General features: G+C 69.6%; 13 protein-coding genes. 5 read left to right on the top strand and 8 right to left on the bottom strand.

Annotation, left to right across the window (positions count from 1 at the left end):
• Window positions 1-17 precede the first annotated feature (17 nt).
• Both C7H75_RS09840 and mce read right to left on the bottom strand, forming a co-directional pair.
• Complete coding sequence (locus C7H75_RS09840; RefSeq protein WP_081187796.1) at window positions 18-956, bottom strand: coiled-coil domain-containing protein; 939 nt, start codon at window positions 954-956, stop codon at window positions 18-20.
• Window positions 957-1,055: 99 nt separating this feature from the next.
• On the bottom strand, window positions 1,056-1,535 hold the full coding sequence (gene mce / locus C7H75_RS09845; protein WP_005513989.1) for a methylmalonyl-CoA epimerase: 480 nt from the start codon (window positions 1,533-1,535) through the stop codon (window positions 1,056-1,058).
• A gap of 90 nt (window positions 1,536-1,625) precedes the next feature.
• Between mce and C7H75_RS09850 the strand changes: the two genes are divergently transcribed.
• From C7H75_RS09850 to C7H75_RS09860, 3 genes are all read left to right on the top strand, one after another.
• Window positions 1,626-2,819: an acetyl-CoA C-acetyltransferase gene (locus C7H75_RS09850; protein WP_005513988.1), complete on the top strand. Its 1,194-nt coding sequence runs from the start codon at window positions 1,626-1,628 to the stop codon at window positions 2,817-2,819.
• 83 nt (window positions 2,820-2,902) lie between these two features.
• A complete protein-coding gene (locus C7H75_RS09855; protein ID WP_005513987.1) occupies window positions 2,903-3,274 on the top strand; it encodes a DUF3817 domain-containing protein in 372 nt (123 codons plus the stop codon).
• Window positions 3,275-3,381: 107 nt separating this feature from the next.
• The gene (locus tag C7H75_RS09860; RefSeq protein ID WP_084923753.1) at window positions 3,382-4,290 is read left to right on the top strand and encodes a tetratricopeptide repeat protein; all 909 of its coding nucleotides are present in this window, start codon (window positions 3,382-3,384) and stop codon (window positions 4,288-4,290) included.
• Between the two features lie 22 nt (window positions 4,291-4,312).
• Here the strand turns inward: C7H75_RS09860 and C7H75_RS09865 are convergent, their stop codons facing one another.
• From C7H75_RS09865 to C7H75_RS09875, 3 genes are read right to left on the bottom strand one after another with little or no spacing between them, the layout of a single operon-like run.
• Window positions 4,313-5,761 carry a neutral zinc metallopeptidase gene (locus tag C7H75_RS09865; protein ID WP_394342308.1) on the bottom strand — a complete coding sequence of 483 codons (1,449 nt, stop codon included), beginning with the start codon at window positions 5,759-5,761 and terminating at the stop codon, window positions 4,313-4,315.
• 46 nt (window positions 5,762-5,807) lie between these two features.
• The gene (gene glgB / locus C7H75_RS09870; RefSeq protein WP_106851298.1) at window positions 5,808-8,003 is read right to left on the bottom strand and encodes a 1,4-alpha-glucan branching protein GlgB; all 2,196 of its coding nucleotides are present in this window, start codon (window positions 8,001-8,003) and stop codon (window positions 5,808-5,810) included.
• The gene (locus tag C7H75_RS09875; protein ID WP_106851299.1) at window positions 8,000-10,009 is read right to left on the bottom strand and encodes an alpha-1,4-glucan--maltose-1-phosphate maltosyltransferase; all 2,010 of its coding nucleotides are present in this window, start codon (window positions 10,007-10,009) and stop codon (window positions 8,000-8,002) included. The genes glgB and C7H75_RS09875 overlap by 4 nt, the downstream gene beginning before the upstream one ends.
• Window positions 10,010-10,412: 403 nt before the next feature.
• Here C7H75_RS09875 and C7H75_RS09880 point away from each other — a divergent pair, with 403 nt between their 5' ends.
• Window positions 10,413-11,021: a DUF1109 family protein gene (locus C7H75_RS09880; protein ID WP_106851300.1), complete on the top strand. Its 609-nt coding sequence runs from the start codon at window positions 10,413-10,415 to the stop codon at window positions 11,019-11,021.
• 64 nt (window positions 11,022-11,085) lie between these two features.
• Window positions 11,086-13,686: an alpha-glucan family phosphorylase gene (gene glgP, locus C7H75_RS09885; RefSeq protein WP_106851301.1), complete on the top strand. Its 2,601-nt coding sequence runs from the start codon at window positions 11,086-11,088 to the stop codon at window positions 13,684-13,686.
• A 32-nt stretch (window positions 13,687-13,718) separates the two neighbouring features.
• Here glgP and gabT read toward each other — a convergent pair whose 3' ends face one another.
• From gabT to C7H75_RS09900, 3 genes are read right to left on the bottom strand one after another with little or no spacing between them, the layout of a single operon-like run.
• Window positions 13,719-15,071 (bottom strand): 4-aminobutyrate--2-oxoglutarate transaminase, encoded by a 1,353-nt coding sequence (gabT, locus tag C7H75_RS09890; RefSeq protein ID WP_106851302.1) that lies wholly within the window; start codon window positions 15,069-15,071, stop codon window positions 13,719-13,721.
• A 15-nt stretch (window positions 15,072-15,086) separates the two neighbouring features.
• The gene (locus C7H75_RS09895) at window positions 15,087-16,736 is read right to left on the bottom strand and encodes an ABC transporter permease (RefSeq protein ID WP_081187803.1); all 1,650 of its coding nucleotides are present in this window, start codon (window positions 16,734-16,736) and stop codon (window positions 15,087-15,089) included.
• The gene (locus C7H75_RS09900) at window positions 16,733-17,653 is read right to left on the bottom strand and encodes an ABC transporter ATP-binding protein (protein ID WP_005513976.1); all 921 of its coding nucleotides are present in this window, start codon (window positions 17,651-17,653) and stop codon (window positions 16,733-16,735) included. The genes C7H75_RS09895 and C7H75_RS09900 overlap by 4 nt, the downstream gene beginning before the upstream one ends.
• Window positions 17,654-17,696 lie beyond the last annotated feature (43 nt).

A 17,696-nucleotide genomic window follows, 5' to 3' on the forward strand; every position in this document is an offset into this window, starting at 1 on the left:
TCCCAGGCCGTCCGCGCCTAGGACGTTGCCGGGGCCGTCTCGGGCACCTCGTCGTCGTTCGTGGGCTCGGTGGCAGCGTCGCTCTCGGACTCCGAGTCGGTGTCGGCTCCGACGTTGTCGAGCAACTCCGCCTCGCGGTTGACCGACGCCAGCATCGCCGGCACCGAATCGAGTTGGCCGCGGATGCCCAACAGCTGGGCGAGGATTCGGCCGCGCAGCACGCGCAGCTCCTCGGCGAGTTCCTTGGCGTGCGCGATCTTGCGCTCGGACTGCTCCGTCGCGACCTGCACGCGTCGGGCTGCCTCCTCGCTCGCCTCGGTGAGGCGGCGGTGGGCCTCGGCCTTGCTCGTCGTCTCGAGCTCCTCGATCGCGGCGATCGTCTTGGCCCGGCGCTCGGCCATCGTGATCTCGAAGTCCTGCTGGACCTGGACGCGCTTGGCCTCGGATTCCGCGGCCAGACGATCGCTCTCGGCCTGTGCGGCCTGGACGATCCGCGTGGCCTCGGTGCGGGCGGCCTGCATCGTCTGTTCGTGTTCGCGTTCGAGCGCCTCGCGCCGCTTCTCGAGTTCCTCGGTCTTGGTCTCGTAGAGCTTGCGGAGGCGTTCGCTCTCCTGCTCGGCGACCGACAGCATCTCGGCTGCTTCCGCTTCCGCCTTGGCGCGCACCTCGGACGCCTCGTCGGACGCCAGGCGCAGCATCCGGGAGATGCGCTCGCTCATACCCTCCGCGGTGGTGGGCGGGACCGACAGCCGGTCGACGTCGCGACGCAGTTCGTCGATCTCGTCCCGGGCGTCCTCGAGTTGGTTGGCCAGCTCACGTGCCTGCGCGGCCGCCGCGTCGCGGTCCGTCGCCATGAGGCGGAGTTCGGTGTCGAAGCGGTCGAAGTATCGCCGAACCTCGTCCTTGTCGTATCCCTTGCGGACGATGGTGAACGGCATGCCGCGGTCGTAGGCCATGCCTGCCAATCTACCGGGGGAGGCCGGCGATGTGCCCGTGGCGTGGGCGGGGGATCGTCACACCGGGCCCACGCCACGGACCCGTCGGGAAGTACCCGATCAGTGTCCGCCGTCGGCGGCAGGCTCGACGAGCTCGATGAGCACTCCGCCGCCGTCCTTCGGGTGGATGAAGTTGATGCGCGAGTTCGCGGTGCCCCGGCGCGGAGCGTCGTACAGCAGGCGGACGCCGTCGGCGCGAAGCTGGGTGCTGATCGCGTCGATGTCGGTGACGCGGAACGCGAGCTGCTGGAGGCCGGGGCCGCTGCGGTCGATGAACTTCGCGATCGTGGAGTTCTCGTTCAGCGGGGCGAGGAGCTGGATCGCGGTGGCGCCGGCGACCTGGCCCGGGTAGCCGAGCATGGCCTCGCGCACGCCCTGCTCCTCGTTGACCTCCTCGTGCAGGGAGACCATGCCGAGGTGCTTGCCGTACCAGGCGATGGCAGCATCGAGATCCGGCACCGCGATACCGACGTGGTCGATCGCGGTCACGAGCTCCGAGGTCAGTCCGCTCGGGGCGGTGCTGGGGGAGGAAGATGTCATGTATCAGACGGTAGCGCTACCGTTTGAACTGTTCGCGCCGGGTCACGGCTGAGGCCGCCGACCCGACCAGGATCGACCGCTGGAGGAATCTTGACCACTTCTGTCATCGTTGCCGGGGCACGTACCCCCGTCGGACGGCTGCTCGGATCCCTGAAGGATCTCTCGGGGTCCGACCTCGGCGGTGTAGCGATCAAGGGCGCACTCGAGAAGGCCGGCGTGGCGCCCGAGCAGGTCGACTACGTGATCATGGGCCAGGTTCTCACCGCGGGCGCCGGGCAGATGCCGGCGCGTCAGGCCGCCGTCGCCGCGGGCATCCCGATGGACGTCCCCGCCCTCACGATCAACAAGGTGTGCCTGTCGGGCATCGACGCGATCGCCTTAGCGGACCAGTTGATCCGTGCCGGAGAGTTCGAGATCGTGGTGGCCGGTGGCCAGGAGTCCATGTCGCGGGCCCCGCACATGCTCGAGAAGAGCCGCGAGGGCTTCAAGTACGGCGACGTCACGCTGCGCGACCACATGGCCTACGACGGCCTGCACGACATCTTCACCGACCAGCCGATGGGCAACCTCACCGAGCAGCGCAACCAGGACGACGATCAGCGCATCACGCGGGAGGCGCAGGACGCGTTCGCGGCCGCCTCGCACCAGAACGCCGCTCGCGCCTGGAAGGACGGCCTGTTCGCCGAGGAGGTCGTGCCGGTCACCATCCCGCAGCGCCGCGGTGAGCCGATCGTCGTCACCGAGGACGAGGGCATCCGCGCCGACACCACCGTCGAGTCGCTCGCCAAGTTGCGCCCGGCGTTCGCGAAGGACGGTTCGATCACGGCCGGCACCGCATCGCAGATCTCCGACGGCGCGGCCGCGGTCGTCGTGATGAGCAAGGAGAAGGCCGAGGCGCTCGGGCTCGAGTGGATCGCGGAGATCGGTGCCCACGGCGTCGTCGCAGGACCGGACTCGACGCTGCAGTCGCAGCCGGCGCGAGCGATCGCCCGCGCCTGCGAGCGCGACGGCATCGACCCCAAGGACCTCGACGTCGTCGAGATCAACGAGGCCTTCGCGGCTGTGGGCATCGCGTCGACGGCCGAGCTGGGCATCGACCCGGCGAAGGTCAACGTCAACGGCGGCGCAATCGCGATCGGCCATCCGCTCGGCATGTCCGGAGCCCGGATCGCGCTGCACCTCGTGCTGGAGCTGCAGCGCCGCGGCGGCGGCGTCGGTGCGGCCGCGCTGTGCGGCGGCGGCGGGCAGGGCGACGCCCTGATCGTGCGGGTGCCCAAGAAGTAGGGACGCCTCTACTCCTTCACGACGCCCCGTGGTCGAGACTGTGACGAGTCTCAACTACGGGGTGTCGTAGTTTGTCGGGCACAATGGCGGCCATGGCGAACTTCTTCGATCTCAGCTCGTGGCCCAAGCGCTTCCGTTTCGTGGCCGTCCTGGAAGCGATCAGCTGGGCCGGTCTGTTGATCGGCATGGCCTTCAAGTACCTGCCCGAGGAGGGGCCCGAGATCGGCGTCAAGATCTTCGGTCCGATCCACGGCGCGATCTTCGTGATCTACGTGCTCGTCGCGTTGTTCACCGCCCGCGCGGTGAAGTGGGACTTCAAGACGCTCGCCCTGGCGATGATCTCCAGCATCCCGCCGTTCATGACCATCTGGTTCGAGATGTGGGCTGCACGCAACGGACGCCTCGGGGAACTGTCCACCGGTGGTGCGGCGAAGCGCGAGCGCGTCGCGGCCTGACGGTTGCCGCGAGTGACGGGCCGGGATGGATGCGCGCCCGTCACTCGTGCCACACTTGAACGGTGACTCGACCCGGTTCCCGTCCGTCCCCTGCAATCGCTGCGGCCATGGCCGGAGCCGTCGATCTTTCCGGTCTCAAGGACCGCGCGCCGGCCCCGCCGAGCCCCTCTGTCGGTCCGCCCGCCGACGGCAGCGCCCCGGTGAACCCCACCGGTCTGGCGCCGGTCGTCGATGTCACCGAGGCGACCTTCCAGACCGAGGTGCTCGATCGGTCCAACCAGGTCCTCGTGATCGTGGACCTGTGGGCGACATGGTGCGGCCCGTGTAAGCAGCTGTCCCCGGTACTCGAGAAGCTCGCGCACGAGGGCGGTGGCAACTGGGTGCTGGCGAAGATCGACGTCGACGCGAACCCCGGTATCGCGCAGGCGTTCGGCGTGCAGTCCGTGCCCACCGTGGTCGCGATCGCGGCCGGCCGGCCGCTCGCCGACTTCGCCGGAGCTCAGCCGGAGCCGCAGCTTCGCCAGTGGATCGCCGCGCTGCAGGAAGCGGTCGCCGGCAAGCTCTCCGGCCCGCCGTCGGCCGACGGTGAACCCGAACCCGAGCCCGAGGACCCCCGTTTCGTAGCAGCGGAGAACGCGCTCGACGAGGGCGACTTCGCGGGCGCCGAGGCCGCCTACAACCTCATTCTCAACTCCGAACCGGCCAATCAGCAGGCGCAGGCGGCGTTGCGCCAGGTCCGGTTCCTCGCCCGCGTGCAGGATCTACCGGCCGACGCCGTCGCCGTCGCCGACGCCCAGCCCGACTCCATCGACGCGCAGTTCGCGGCCGCCGATGCCGAGCTGTACTCGCAGCAGCCGGAGGCCGCCTTCGATCGGCTCGTCGCGCTGGTCAAGCGGACGTTCGGTGACGACCGGACGACGGTCCGGACCCGCCTGCTCGAGCTGTTCGAGTTGTTCGACCCGGCCGAGCCGATCGTGGTCGCGGCTCGGCGGAAGCTGGCGTCGGCGCTCTACTGAGCGCAGTCCCGTTCCCGCTTCGTCAGCGGTAGCGTCCGTCGCACGCCTTCTGCCCACCAAGCACACCGGTGCGGAAGGCGTCGACCCGTGAGAAGCCGCTGGGCACGGTGGCGCCGTCGACGTCGCTGGCGGCCAGACCGTCGGACAGCAGCCCCGAGATCGCCTCGTCGAGGTCGCCCGCCGACAACCAGATCCGGCGCTCGGTACCGGTGGTGGACCCGTCCGGGCTCAGTGCCGCCGTGACCGATCCGGACAGGCAGGCGGCACGCAGCGCTGCCTGCGGGCCCGTGATGGGTTGCCCGGCGGCCTTCTGTACCGCGAGGGTGTAGCGGGACGCGAGGAGGACGTAGGCGCTGTAGTCGCCGACGACGTCGACGTTCAGCAGGGGGTCGACGCCGGTCATCTCCGTCGCGGGTCGGCTGCGCGCCGCGAGGTCCGCGACGTCCACGCTGATCGTGTTGGTGGTCGGGCAGTACGCCACGGGACGGGTGGCGGTCGCATCTGCGCACGTGGTGTCGACGCCGTTCAGGTCCAGCTTCGGGGGGTCGTCGAGGGCGAACACCGCGGCGAACGAGTCGAAGAGCACCGTGAGGGTCTCCCGCGTGACGGGGAGCTCGCCGTCGTCGTTGCTGCCGCTGAATCCCTGCGGCAGATCGGCTCGGCGGGAAGTGATCTCGTCGGCGTCTATCCGTGTGCACGCGCCCGCCCCGTCGGTGAACCCGATCTGGGCCGCGGTGACCCGTTCGAACGCCGAACCGTGAATCGAATCGGGGTCGTTCGGATCGGCGTCACGCACCGACACCGTTGCGGCGAGCACCGAATTGAGTCCGTCCGAGGTGTTCAGGGTGAAGTGGGGTGCCCCGTTCTCGGCGACGTGACGGATGAACGCGCCCGCGAAGCAGTCCGCCTGTTGTTCCACGACGATGCCCGGGTCGTCGTCGCCGACGAGCCCTGCCTTGTGTTGGATCGCGTGACCGTACTCGTGGGCGAGCACCATCACCACGGACATGGGCCCGAACGCGTCGACGAGGCTCGGCAGCAGATACGCGCGATCCCAGCCGATCGAATCCTGCCGGATGCAGTACGCGGCGTTGACGAGGTCGGCGGTGTCGATGCCGCAGAACCGGGTGCCGTTCGGGGCGTCGGGGTCCCACGACAACAACTCCGAGACGGGCGCGAAGGTGCCCTTGAACACGGTGGGGTATTCGCCGGCCCAGTAGTCCTCGATGTCCGAGATCGCATTGGCGGCAAGCGCGTCGATCTCGCCGCCGTCGGTGCCGGCAACCGCGAGCGGGGCGTTCGGCACTCCGTCACGGGGCCCGCTGGGGCCGCTGCGGGCCGGGAGTCCGGCGACCGTGAACGGGTCGTCGTAGATGGACACGGCCTGCCCCTCGGTGGTCGCCGAACAGGCGGTGGCCGCGAGCGTCGCCGCCCCCAGGACCGTGATCAGGGTCCGCGTCGTCGACACCAGTCGTGTCCGTGTCCTCACCGATCCAGCCCAGTCACCGAGTGTCCCTTCACCGTTCCAGCTCCAACCAGATCGCGGCGCTCGCCGGCAGCGTGAGCGTCGCCGAGGCCGGGCGGCCGTGCCACGGGTGTTCCGTGGCCGTCACCGCACCCAGGTTGCCGAGCCCCGATCCGCAGAAGTCCTGCGCATCGGTGTTCAAGATCTCGGACCACGTTCCGGGCTCGGGCAAGCCCACACGATAATCCGAGTGTGCCGAACCGGAAAAGTTGTACAGACACGCGACGATCGAGCCGTCGCTGCCGTACCGGAGAAAACTGAGCACGTTGTTCTCGGTGTCGTTGGCGTCGATCCATGAATACCCGCCCGGCGAGGTGTCGAGCGACCACAGTGCGGGGGTGGCGCGATAGATGGCGTTGAGAGCGCACACCAGCGCGTGGATGCCGCGGTGCAGGTCTCCGGTCGCGGGATCCTCGAGCTCGCGCCACCGCAACCCGTGTTCCTCGGACCATTCGCTGGCCTGCCCGAATTCCTGCCCCATGAAGAGCAACTGCTTGCCGGGGTGCGCCCACAGGTAGGCGAGCAACGCCCGGACCCCCGCGGCCTTCGCGCGGTCGTCGCCGGGCATCCGGGACCAGAGTGTGCCCTTGCCGTGGACCACCTCGTCATGGCTGATCGGCAGCAGGTAGTTCTCGCTCCACGCGTACATCAGCGAGAAGGTGATCTCGTTGTGGTGGAAGCTGCGATGGATCGGGTCGCGCCGCAGGTAACCGAGCGTGTCGTGCATCCAGCCCATGTTCCACTTCATCGTGAAGCCGAGACCGCCGACACCGGTGCTCCGCGTGACACCGGGCCACGACGTCGACTCCTCGGCGACCGTGACGACACCCGAGTGGTGTTTGTGCACGGTCGCGTTCATCTCCTGCAGGAACGCGACCGCCTCGAGGTTCTCCCGACCGCCGTGCACGTTAGGTGTCCACTGGCCTGCCGGTCGCGAGTAGTCGAGGTAGAGCATCGAGGCGACGGCGTCCACACGGAGGCCGTCGACGTGGAACTCGTCGAACCAGAAGAGCGCGTTGGCGACGAGGAAATTGCGCACCTCACGCCGACCGAAGTCGAACACGTAGGTGCCCCAGTCGAGTTGCTCGCCGCGCTGCGGATCGGCGTGCTCGTACAGCGCAGTGCCGTCGAAGCGGGCCAGCGCCCACTCGTCCTTCGGGAAGTGCGCGGGCACCCAGTCGACGATGACGCCGATACCGGCGCGGTGCAGTCGGTCGACGAAGGCCCGGAAGTCGTCGGGGGAGCCGAAACGTGCCGTGGGGGCGTAGTACGACGTCACCTGGTACCCCCACGACCCGCCGTACGGGTGTTCGGCGACCGGCAGCAGTTCGACGTGCGTGAAGCCGGCCTCGATGACGTACGTACTCAACGCGTCGGCCAGTTCGACGTAGTTCAGGCCGGGACGCCACGAGCCCAGATGGACCTCGTAGACGCTCAGCGGTTCCCGGCTCGGTTCGAGTCCGGAGCGGGCGGCCATCCATTCGTGGTCGGTCCACCGATGTGCGGACTCGGTGACGATCGACGCCGTCGCCGGGGGCACCTCCGTCGCGAACGCCATCGGGTCGGCCTTGTCGCGGACGCTGCCGTCGTGGCCGTGGATGCGGAACTTGTACATATCGCCGTCCCCGACGTCGGGGACGAACACCTCCCACACCCCGGTGCTCCCCAGCACCCGGAGCGGGAAGGTGCGCCCGCCCCACAGGTCGAACTCGCCGAGCACGCTGACGCCGCGGGCCGCCGGTGCCCACACCGCGAACGACGTCCCGCGCACGCTGCCGTCGGGGGTCTCGTACGTGCGGGGGTGCGCACCGAGCACGTCCCACAGTCGTTCGTGTCGGCCCTCGCCGAACAAATGCAGGTCCAGCTCACCCAGGGTGGGCAGGAAGCGGTATCCGTCAGCGGTGACGACGACATGGTCGCCGGGGTACGTCACGACGAGCCGGTAGTCGACCAGGTCGCGGATGGGGAGGAGCGCGCTGAAGACGTCGTGCCCGACGGGGTGCAGCGGACGGTCGTGGCCGCCGATCCGCACCGACACCGACTCGGCACCCGGCCGCAGTGCCCGCACGACGGTGCCGTCGGGCCGCGCGTGCGCGCCGAGCACCGAGTGGGGGTCGTGGTGAGTGCCCTGCGCGAGCAGTGTCAGATCGTGCGGATCGGGAGGGCACACCGGGTCCGGGGCGGTCACGGGTTGTGTTCCCGGTCGGCGAGGCGGCGTCGGGCATCGAACGGGATGTGCGGCAGCGTCAGGATGTGTGCGCACGCGCGCCACGGCTCGAGGCGGACGAAGTTGTGCTGTCCCCACTCGTACTGCTCGCCGCTGACCTTGTCGTGCACGGACAGGTGATCGTGCCAGTCACGCCCGATCGCGGGCATGTCGAGCGCGACGAATCCCTGCTGCGCCCCGAACGGGTCGAGATTGACGACGGTGAGCACCGCGTCGCCCGTGCCCGGGTCGAACTTCGAGTACGCCAGCAGTGCGTCGTTGTCGACGTGGTGGAAATGCAGGTTCCGCAGTTGCTGCAGCGCCGGATGCGCGCGCCGGATGCGGTTGAGCGTCGCGATCCACGGTTCGAGTGACTCGCCACGCGCACGGGCCCCGGCGAAGTCGCGCGGACGCAACTGGTACTTCTCCGAATCGAGGTACTCCTCGCTGCCCGGGCGGACCGCGACGTGTTCGAACAACTCGTACCCCGAGTACACGCCCCACGTGGGCGACAGCGTGGCGGCGAGTGCCGCCCGGATCGCGAACATCCCGGGCCCGCCGTGCTGCAGACTCTCGTGCAGGATGTCCGGCGTGTTCACGAACAGGTTGGGACGGGCCTCGTCGGCCTTGGCCGCGATCTCGTTCCCGAACTCGGTGAGTTCCCATTTGTGCACCCGCCACGTGAAGTACGTGTACGACTGCGTGAAGCCGCGTTTCGCCAACCCGTAGAGCCGGGCCGGACGGGTGAACGCCTCCGACAGGAACAGCACGTCGGGGTCGGTGCGTTTGACCTCGGCGATCAGCCACTCCCACAGACTCGGCGGCTTGGTGTGCGGATTGTCGACCCGGAAGATCTTCACGCCCAGCCGGACCCAGTGCCGGACGACGCGCAGCACCTCGGCAACCAGCCCGTCCGGATCGTGATCGAAGTCGAGCGGATAGATGTCCTGGTACTTCTTCGGAGGGTTTTCGGCGTACGCGATGGTGCCGTCCGGCAACACCGTGAACCACTCGGGATGCGCGGCCGCCCAGGGATGGTCGGGGGCGCACTGCAGCGCGAGGTCCAGCGCCACCTCGAGACCGAGGCGCCCGGCCTCGGCCACGAACGACTCGAAGTCGGCTTCGGTGCCCAGCCGCGGGTGGATCGCGTCGTGCCCGCCGTCGGCCGATCCGATCGCCCACGGGGACCCGACGTCGTCCGGGCCGGCCGTCAGGGCGTTGTTGGGGCCCTTGCGGTTCACCTCGCCGATCGGGTGGATCGGCGGCAGGTACACCACGTCGAAGCCCATCGCGGCGATCCGCGGCAGATCCGCGGCCGCGGTGGCGAAGGTACCGTGCCGTGGCGCGCCGTGCTCGTCCCAGCCACCGGTCGAGCGGGGGAAGAACTCGTACCAGGACCCGAACAGGGCACGTCGGCGGTCGACGACGACGTCGTACGTACGCGACGCCGTCACCAGTTCGCGCAGCGGCCGGATCCGCAGCGCCTCGGCCACTTCCGCCGAGAAGGCCGGCGCGACCCGGACCGGCAGCTGCCGCTCGGACCGCAGTGCGGACACGACGCCGAGGAGTCGGCTGCGGTCCGAATCCTGGGCGCCGTCGGCGGCCCGTTCGAACAGGCGCGCGCCCACCTCCAGGTCGTTCGCGAGGTCTGCGGGCCCCTGGCCGACGGCGAGCTTGGCCTCGACCGCGTTGCGCCACGTCTGGATCGGATCGCCCCACGCCTCGATCCGGTACGTCCAGGTACCGACCGTCGTCGGTGCGAACGACGCGTGGAAGGCATCGAGAACGTGGCCGGGATGCATGGGAATCCGCAGCGTTTCTGCAGAACCTCCGGGTCCCTCGACGACGAGCGTCGCCGCGACCGCGTCGTGGCCCTCGCGCCACACCGTCGCGGACACGGGGAACACCTCGCCGACCGCGGCCTTGGCCGGGAACCGGCCGCCGTCGATCGAGGGCAGCACATCGTCGATGGCGAGGCGACCTGGCACACGTACTCCGTTCGGCTCCGACTGTCCGGGGACAGCGTCGAGGTGACGGATCAACGGTAGTTCAGCGGCTCGCGTGGCGTCGGGATCGCGGACCGAGAAATCGGTGAGATCGACTTTACGGCTCGTTTACTCGCGGCAACCCCGGGGCAATTCGTCCCGAATACCGTTCACGGCGTACTACTCGACGCTTCGAACGAAGCCGGACCGAAAGGTAACCGTATGGGACTCGTCGCCGGATTGATCGACCTCGTCGGAGGACTGCTCCATCTGCTGCTCGGGGGGCTGTAGCAGCCGGCAGTCCAGCCGACAGGAAGTAGCAGGCAAGTAGTCACCGCGCCCTCCGGTTCCGTCTCCACCGTCGACGGAACCGGAGGGCGCCCTCGTGCGTCGGTACCGTCGTTGCATGGGGGAATTGCGGGGTGGCGCCGAAGACGCCGATGTCCACAGCAGGCCGCCGGGCCGAGTCCTCGCCGCGATCGTCGGCGTCGCCGTCGGTGTGCTCGTGTGCATCCACTACGACTGGTGGCCGTCGAGATTCGGGGACGCGCGGTGGGCCGATCCGCTGCTCTTCGGTGGCGCAGCGATCTTCGTCCTCCTCGTCACGGGCCTGGTGTGGGCGATCCGCACCTTGTACTTCGTGGGTCGGGACAGGCGCCGGTCCTGGTGGGTCCTGGCTGCGCCCGCGATCGTGATCGCAGCCGTGGCCTGTGCCCGGCTCTTCCCGCCGCCGAGTTTCGACGACCTGCGGCCGGATTTCGAACGGGTCGCGCTCGAGGTCCTCGCCTCACCCGACCCGTCTCGTCAGGACGTCGAGATCGGCCGTTTCGACTTCCACTACGTGCGCAAGGACGCCGGTGGCGCCGTCTACTTCGTCGACGCCGGCGGTCTCGGACTCTCGACGAGTTCCGGGTGGGCCTATTCGCCGGACGGGACACCGGCGGGATTCGACGACTTCTCCGCGACGCACCTGGGCGGACCCTGGTACGAATTCACCGCCGTCTGGCGGACCTGATCGCGGTACGGGCGGTGCCCGACTCGGCGCGTCACCGGACTCGAACATGGGTAGTGTTCGCGGCGTGAAAGCCCTGCGTCGTTTCACCGTCCGTGCCCATCTGCCCGAGCGTCTCGCGGCACTGGGAGCCCTGTCGACCAACCTGAGGTGGTCGTGGCATCCGCCGACGCAGGATCTGTTCGCGTCGATCGATCCCGAACTGTGGATCGCGGTCCGCAACGATCCGGTGCGCATGCTCGGTGAGGTTGATCCGTACCGGCTCGACGAACTGGCGGTCGACCCTGCGTTCCTGTCCGATCTGGACCGCGCGGCCGCGGACCTCGACGACTACCTGACGCGGCCACGGTGGTATCAGGACCAGCTCCACAAGGGCGCCGAACTCGCGACCGGCATCGCCTACTTCTCGATGGAGTTCGGCGTCACCGAGGTGCTGCCCAACTATTCGGGCGGCCTCGGCATCCTCGCGGGCGATCACCTGAAGGCGGCGTCGGATCTGGGTCTGCCGCTGATCGGCGTCGGGCTGCTGTATCGCTCCGGTTACTTCCGCCAGTCGCTCACCGCTGACGGTTGGCAGGCCGAGCACTATCCCGCGCACGATCCGCAGGGTCTGCCGCTGCGACTCCTGACGGAGAGAAGCGGTGACGACGGCGCGGGCGCTCCAGTGCTCGTGCACGTCGCGATGCCCGGAGGCCGGGTACTGCGGGCCCGCGTGTGGATCGCGCAGGTCGGGCGGGTTCCCCTGCTGCTGCTCGACTCCGACATCGCCGAGAACGATCCGGAGCTGCGCGCGGTGACCGACCGGCTCTACGGCGGCGACCAGGACCACCGGATCAAGCAGGAGATCCTCGCCGGCGTCGGCGGCGTCCGCGCGGTGCGCGCCTTCACCCGAGCACACGGGCTCGCCGACCCCGAGGTGTTCCACATGAACGAGGGGCATGCCGGTTTCCTCGGCCTCGAGCGCATCCGGGAACTCGTCACCGGCGCCGGACTGGACTTCGACGCGGCGCTCGCCGCGGTCCGCGCCGGCACGGTGTTCACCACGCACACCCCCGTCCCGGCCGGCATCGACCGGTTCCCGGTGGACCTGGTCCGCCGCTACTTCGGCGGGAACGAGGGCGAACGAGACTCCACGCTGCTGCCCGGTCTGGCCGTGGACCGGATCCTGGCCCTCGGCAGCGAGAACGACCCGGGCGTGTTCAACATGGCGCACATGGGCCTTCGCCTCGGCCAGCGCGCCAACGGTGTCTCGAAGCTGCACGGCGAGGTGAGCCGGGAGATGTTCGAGTCGTTGTGGCCCGGCTTCGACGCCGCGGAGGTGCCGATCGGGTCGGTCACCAACGGCGTGCACGCCCCGACGTGGGCGGCGCGCGAATGGATGGACCTCGGGCGGCGCCTCGTCGGGCCCGACATGCTCGAGGAGGCCCGCGGCTGGGAGCGGTTGCGCGAGATCGCTCCGGCCGAGCTGTGGTCCACCCGCAACACCCTGCGGGCGCAGCTGGTGGACGAGGTGCGCCGCCGAGTCCGGGCGTCGTGGCTCGAACGCGGCGCCACCGAAGCCGAACTTTCCTGGACCGCAGAGGTGTTCGACCCGAACGTCCTCACCGTCGGCTTCGCCCGCCGGGTGCCCACGTACAAGCGCCTGACCCTGATGCTGCGCGACCCGGAGCGGCTGAAGGCACTGCTGCTCGACGACGAGCGTCCGGTGCAGTTGGTGGTCGCCGGTAAGAGTCACCCCGCCGACGAGGGCGGCAAGGCGCTGATCCAGCAGGTAGTGCGGTTCGCCGACCAGCACGACGTCCGGCACCGGATCGTGTTCCTGCCCGACTACGACATCTCGATGGCTCGCTACCTGTACTGGGGCTGCGACGTGTGGCTCAACAATCCGCTGCGCCCCCTCGAGGCGTGCGGGACGTCGGGCATGAAGTCGGCGCTCAACGGCGGCCTCAACCTGTCCATCCGTGACGGGTGGTGGGACGAGATGTTCGACGGCGAGAACGGCTGGGCCATCCCGACCGCGGACGGCGTCGTCGACGAGGTCCGCCGCGACGACCTCGAGGCCACCGCGATGTACGAGCTGCTCGAGCGGTCGGTGCTGCCACGGTTCTACGACCGCGACGAGCACGACCTGCCGACCCGCTGGATCGAGATGGTGCGGCACACCCTGCAGACCCTCGGGCCGAAGGTGTTGGCGTCGCGGATGGTGCGCGACTATGCCGTCGAGTACTACGCCCCGGCCGCGATCGCCTCCCGAAACGTGCTGCCCGACAACTTCTCCGGTGCCCGCGAGGTGGCCGGGTATCGGCGGCGCGTGGAGTCCGCGTGGCCGGGTGTGCAGGTGGCGCAGGTCGACAGTGCCGGGCTGCCCGACGACCCGGAGATCGGCGCCGATCTGTCGCTGCGGGCATTCGTCCGCCTCGGCGGCCTGTCACCGCAGGACGTCGTGGTGCAGGCGGTGCTCGGACGGGTGGGGCCGAACGACGACCTCACCGATGTCACGAGCGTGCCGATGGCGCACACCGGGACGGACGGTCTCGGCGAGGTGTTCGAGGCTCTCACGCCGCTGCCGGTCTCCGGATCGGTGGGGTATACGGTTCGCGTGCTGCCACACCACCGACTCCTCGCGACGGATGCGGAACTGGGGTTGGTGGCAGCGCCGTACGTGTAGAGCGGCCACAGCGTTCCTCGGCCGACGCTCCGTCAGCTTGCACGCACGGCGGCACCGAGGATGTCGAGTCCGTCGACGAGGAGATCATCGGGAATCACCAGCGGCGGCAGCAGACGAATGACGTTGCCGTAGGTACCGCAGGTGAGTACGACGACACCGCGTTCGAGTGCCCGCGCAGCGATCTCCCGGGTAGCCTCCGGGTTTGCTTCGCGGGTGCCGGGGCGGACGAATTCGAGCGCGAGCATCGCGCCGCGGCCACGGACCTCGCCGACGATGTCGGACTGGGTGGTGAGCGCCTGCAGTCGCGGCCGAGCGAGTGATTCGATACCGCGGGCCCGGCCGCACAAATCGAGATCACGCATCTGGTCGAGCGTCGCCAGCGCGGCGGCGCACGCGACCGGGTTCCCTCCGTACGTGCCGCCGAGGCCGCCCGTGTGCACCTCGTCGATCAGGTCGGCGCGACCGACCACCGCGGACAGCGGCATGCCCGACGCGATGCCCTTCGCGAGCGTCATCAGATCCGGGACCACGTCCTCGTGCTCGCACGCGAACCATGCGCCGGTGCGGGCGAAGCCGGTCTGCACTTCGTCGGCCACGAACACGATCCCGTTGGCGCGCGCCCACGCGACGAGCGTCGGCACGAAACCCGACGCAGGCACGATGAATCCGCCCTCACCCTGGATCGGCTCGAGGACGATCGCCGCGATCCGGCGTGCACCGATCTGCTTGTCCATCAAATCGATTGCGCGGTGCGCGGCCTGCTCGCCGGTGACCGCGCTGCCGTCCGGATTCGGAGGCTCGCGGAACGGATACGACATCGGCATCCGGTACACCTCGGGGACGAACGGGCCGAACCCGTCCTTGTACGGCACGTTCTTCGCCGTCAGCGCCATCGTGAGATTGGTGCGGCCGTGGTACGCGTGATCGAAGGCGACGACGGCGTCGCGGCCGGTCGCGTGCCGGGCGATCTTGACGGCGTTCTCGACGGCCTCGGCGCCGGAATTGAACAGCACCGCCCGCTTGTCGTGGTCGCCGGGCGTGAGCGCGACGAGCCGCTCGCACACGGCTACGTATTCCTCGTACGGCGTCACCATGAAACACGTGTGTGTGAACCGCGCCGCCTGCTCCCGGACGGCCGCGGCGACCGCGGTGTTGGACGCCCCGGCGCCGGTGACCGCGATGCCGGAGCCGAAATCGATCAGCGAGTTGCCGTCGACGTCGACGATGACGCCGCCGTCCGCGTCCACCGCGTACACCGGGACCGACGACCCCACGCAGGCCCCGACCGCGGCACGCCGACGGGCGGCGAGGGCGAGGGACCGCGGCCCGGGGAGTTCCGTGCCCAGTCGGAGCTGCTGGGGGAGTCGATATTCGATGTCGGGCACGTCGACCTCCCGGGGTCAGGACTGGATGTCGCGGCGACGGAAACCCAGCAGCGCCAGCGCGTACAACGCGGCGGCGATCACGAGCAGGACGATCAACGGCACGATGTCGAACTCGTCCGCCGGCAGGTTGGGGGTGAAGTGGAACGGCGACGCCCAGCCGGTCCAGTCGGGCAACACCTCGAGGAACATCCCGATCACCAGCGCGTAGCCGAGATACACCCACACCACCGCCAGCAGCCGCGGGAACCACGCGTACACCGCGGCGGTCAGCGCGATCACCGTGAGCGTCGCGGGCAGGAAGTTCGCGGCAGAGCCCACGAGCCGACCGAACATCGAGCCGTCGTGCAGTGTCGCGGCCGCGGTGACGCCCATCGCCGCGCCGGCGGCCAGCACGATCAGGGCCGTCGCCACCGAGATCACCACCAACTGCGCGCCGAGCCACCGCCACCGCGACACCGGGCTCGACAGCACGTCCTCGGCCCGGCCCGACGTCTCCTCGTTCCGCGCCGACTGCACCGCGGTCATCGCGTACATGCACGCCATGATCGCCAGGAACACCAGATACAGCGCGAACGCTCCCTGTGCGGCGTTGCCCTCGCCGCCCGGCAGCAGGTCGGCGAGCCGCGGATCCTGGTCGACGAAGTCGGCCACCTGTTGGCCCAGCGCACCGATCGGGAACGCCAGCGCCGCGACCCCGATAGCCCACGCGGCGATCTGGTTTCGCTGCATCCGCACCGTCAGCGCCGTGATCCCGGTCAGCGCACCACTCGCGCGCGGCCGCCCGCCGCGCGGCGCCACCAGACCGGCCCCGACGTCGCGCCGGCCCACCACCGCATACGCCAGCACGACGCCGACGACCACCGCAGCGATCCCCAGCAGCAGCGGCCACCACCGCTCGTCGACGTAGGCGCGCGTGGATTGCGCCCAACCGATGGGCGACAGCCAGGACCACACGCTGCCGTCCTCCTTGGCGCGGACGTCGCCGACGGCGCGCAGCAGGTAGGCGACGGCGACTGCCACGAGCCCCAATCCGCTTGCGGTGCGGGCATGCTCGGTGACCTGGGAGAACAGTGCCGACGTCGCGCCGAACGCGAGGCCCACCATGAACACGCCCGCAGCGAGGTTCCAGGACCCCAACGCCGGCAGACCGACCGCGGTCAGTCCCAGGCCGAGGATCAACCCGATCGACAGGTTCGCCAGCAGCACCACCGCGAGACCCGACGTGATCGGCGCGAACCGGCCGACGACGCCCGAGCGCAGCATCTCGGCGCGTCCGGTCTCCTCCTCGGTGCGCAGGTGCAGCGTCACGAGCAGCACCGACATGATCGCGACCGCGATCATCGTCATACCCGCGATCTCGTTGGCGACCATCGCGCCGAGCGTGTAATCCGAGAGTCCGTAACCCGGACCGGCGAGAGCCGTGGCGGCCGGCGATTCGATCAGCGCCGCTCGCGCCTGGCGCGACTCGGCGGTGGGGTAGAGGGTCTGGTAGCTCGACGCCAGCAGCACCGTCGATCCGCCTACCGCGATCACCCACGCGGGCAGGCGGATCCGGTCGACCCGCAGCGCCAGGCGGGTGAGGTTCCACGTGCCTGCGAGTGGATCGGCGGCCCCCGCATCCGCGGGCCGGACGGCCTGCGTGGTGGGAGCGACCTGCGTCGTCATCGCGGCTCGATGCCCAGCGAGTCGAACTCGTCGCTGTACTCGCGCAGGAACAGGTCCTCGAGCGTCGGCGGGTTCGCGGTGATGGTCACGACCCCGAGACCGGCCAGTGTCGTCATCACCGAGTCGATGTGATCGGAGTCGACGTCGAACGTGACGCCGTTGTCCGGGTCGTCGAGGCGCTTGACGTTGTGCACACCCGGCACGGACTCGAGACCGGCCGGGGACCGGCGGGTGGTCGCCGTCACCGTGGTCCGGGTGAGGTGCCGCAACTCGGCGAGGGTGCCGCTCTGCACCGTGCGGCCGGCGCGGATGATGGTCACCACCCCGCACAGCGACTCCACCTCGGCGAGAATGTGACTCGACAGCAGGATCGTGCGGCCCTCCCGTGCCGCCTCACCGATGCACTGCTGGAACACCGCCTCCATCAACGGATCCAGGCCGGACGTCGGCTCGTCCAGGATCAACAACTGCGCGTCCGCCGCGAGCGCCGCGATCAGCGCCACCTTCTGCCGGTTGCCCTTCGAATACGTGCGTCCCTTGCGTGTGGGATCGAGTTCGAAGCGCTCCAGCAACTCCCGACGACGCGTGTCGTCGAGGCCGCCGCGCAGCCGTCCGAACAGGTCGATCGCCTCGCCGCCGGTGAGATTGGGCCACAGGTTCACGTCGCCCGGCACGTACGTCAGGTGCCGGTGCAGGTTGACGGCGTCGCGCCACGGATCGGCCCCGAGCACCGAGATCTCGCCCCCGTCCGCGCGCAGCAGGCCGAGCAGTACCCGGATGGTGGTGGACTTGCCGGAACCGTTGGGGCCGAGGAAGCCGTGGACCTCGCCGGGGGCGACCTCGAGATCGAGGCCGTCGAGGGCATGGACGTCACCGAAGCGCTTGGTGAGTCCGCGAACCGAGATCACCGGGTCCATCGCCCGAGCATAGGACGACCGGCGCCGACTCGACCGGGTTTCC

Source organism: Rhodococcus (subgen. Prescottella) equi, assembly GCF_003013675.1.
GTDB classification, from domain to species: domain Bacteria; phylum Actinomycetota; class Actinomycetes; order Mycobacteriales; family Mycobacteriaceae; genus Prescottella; species Prescottella equi.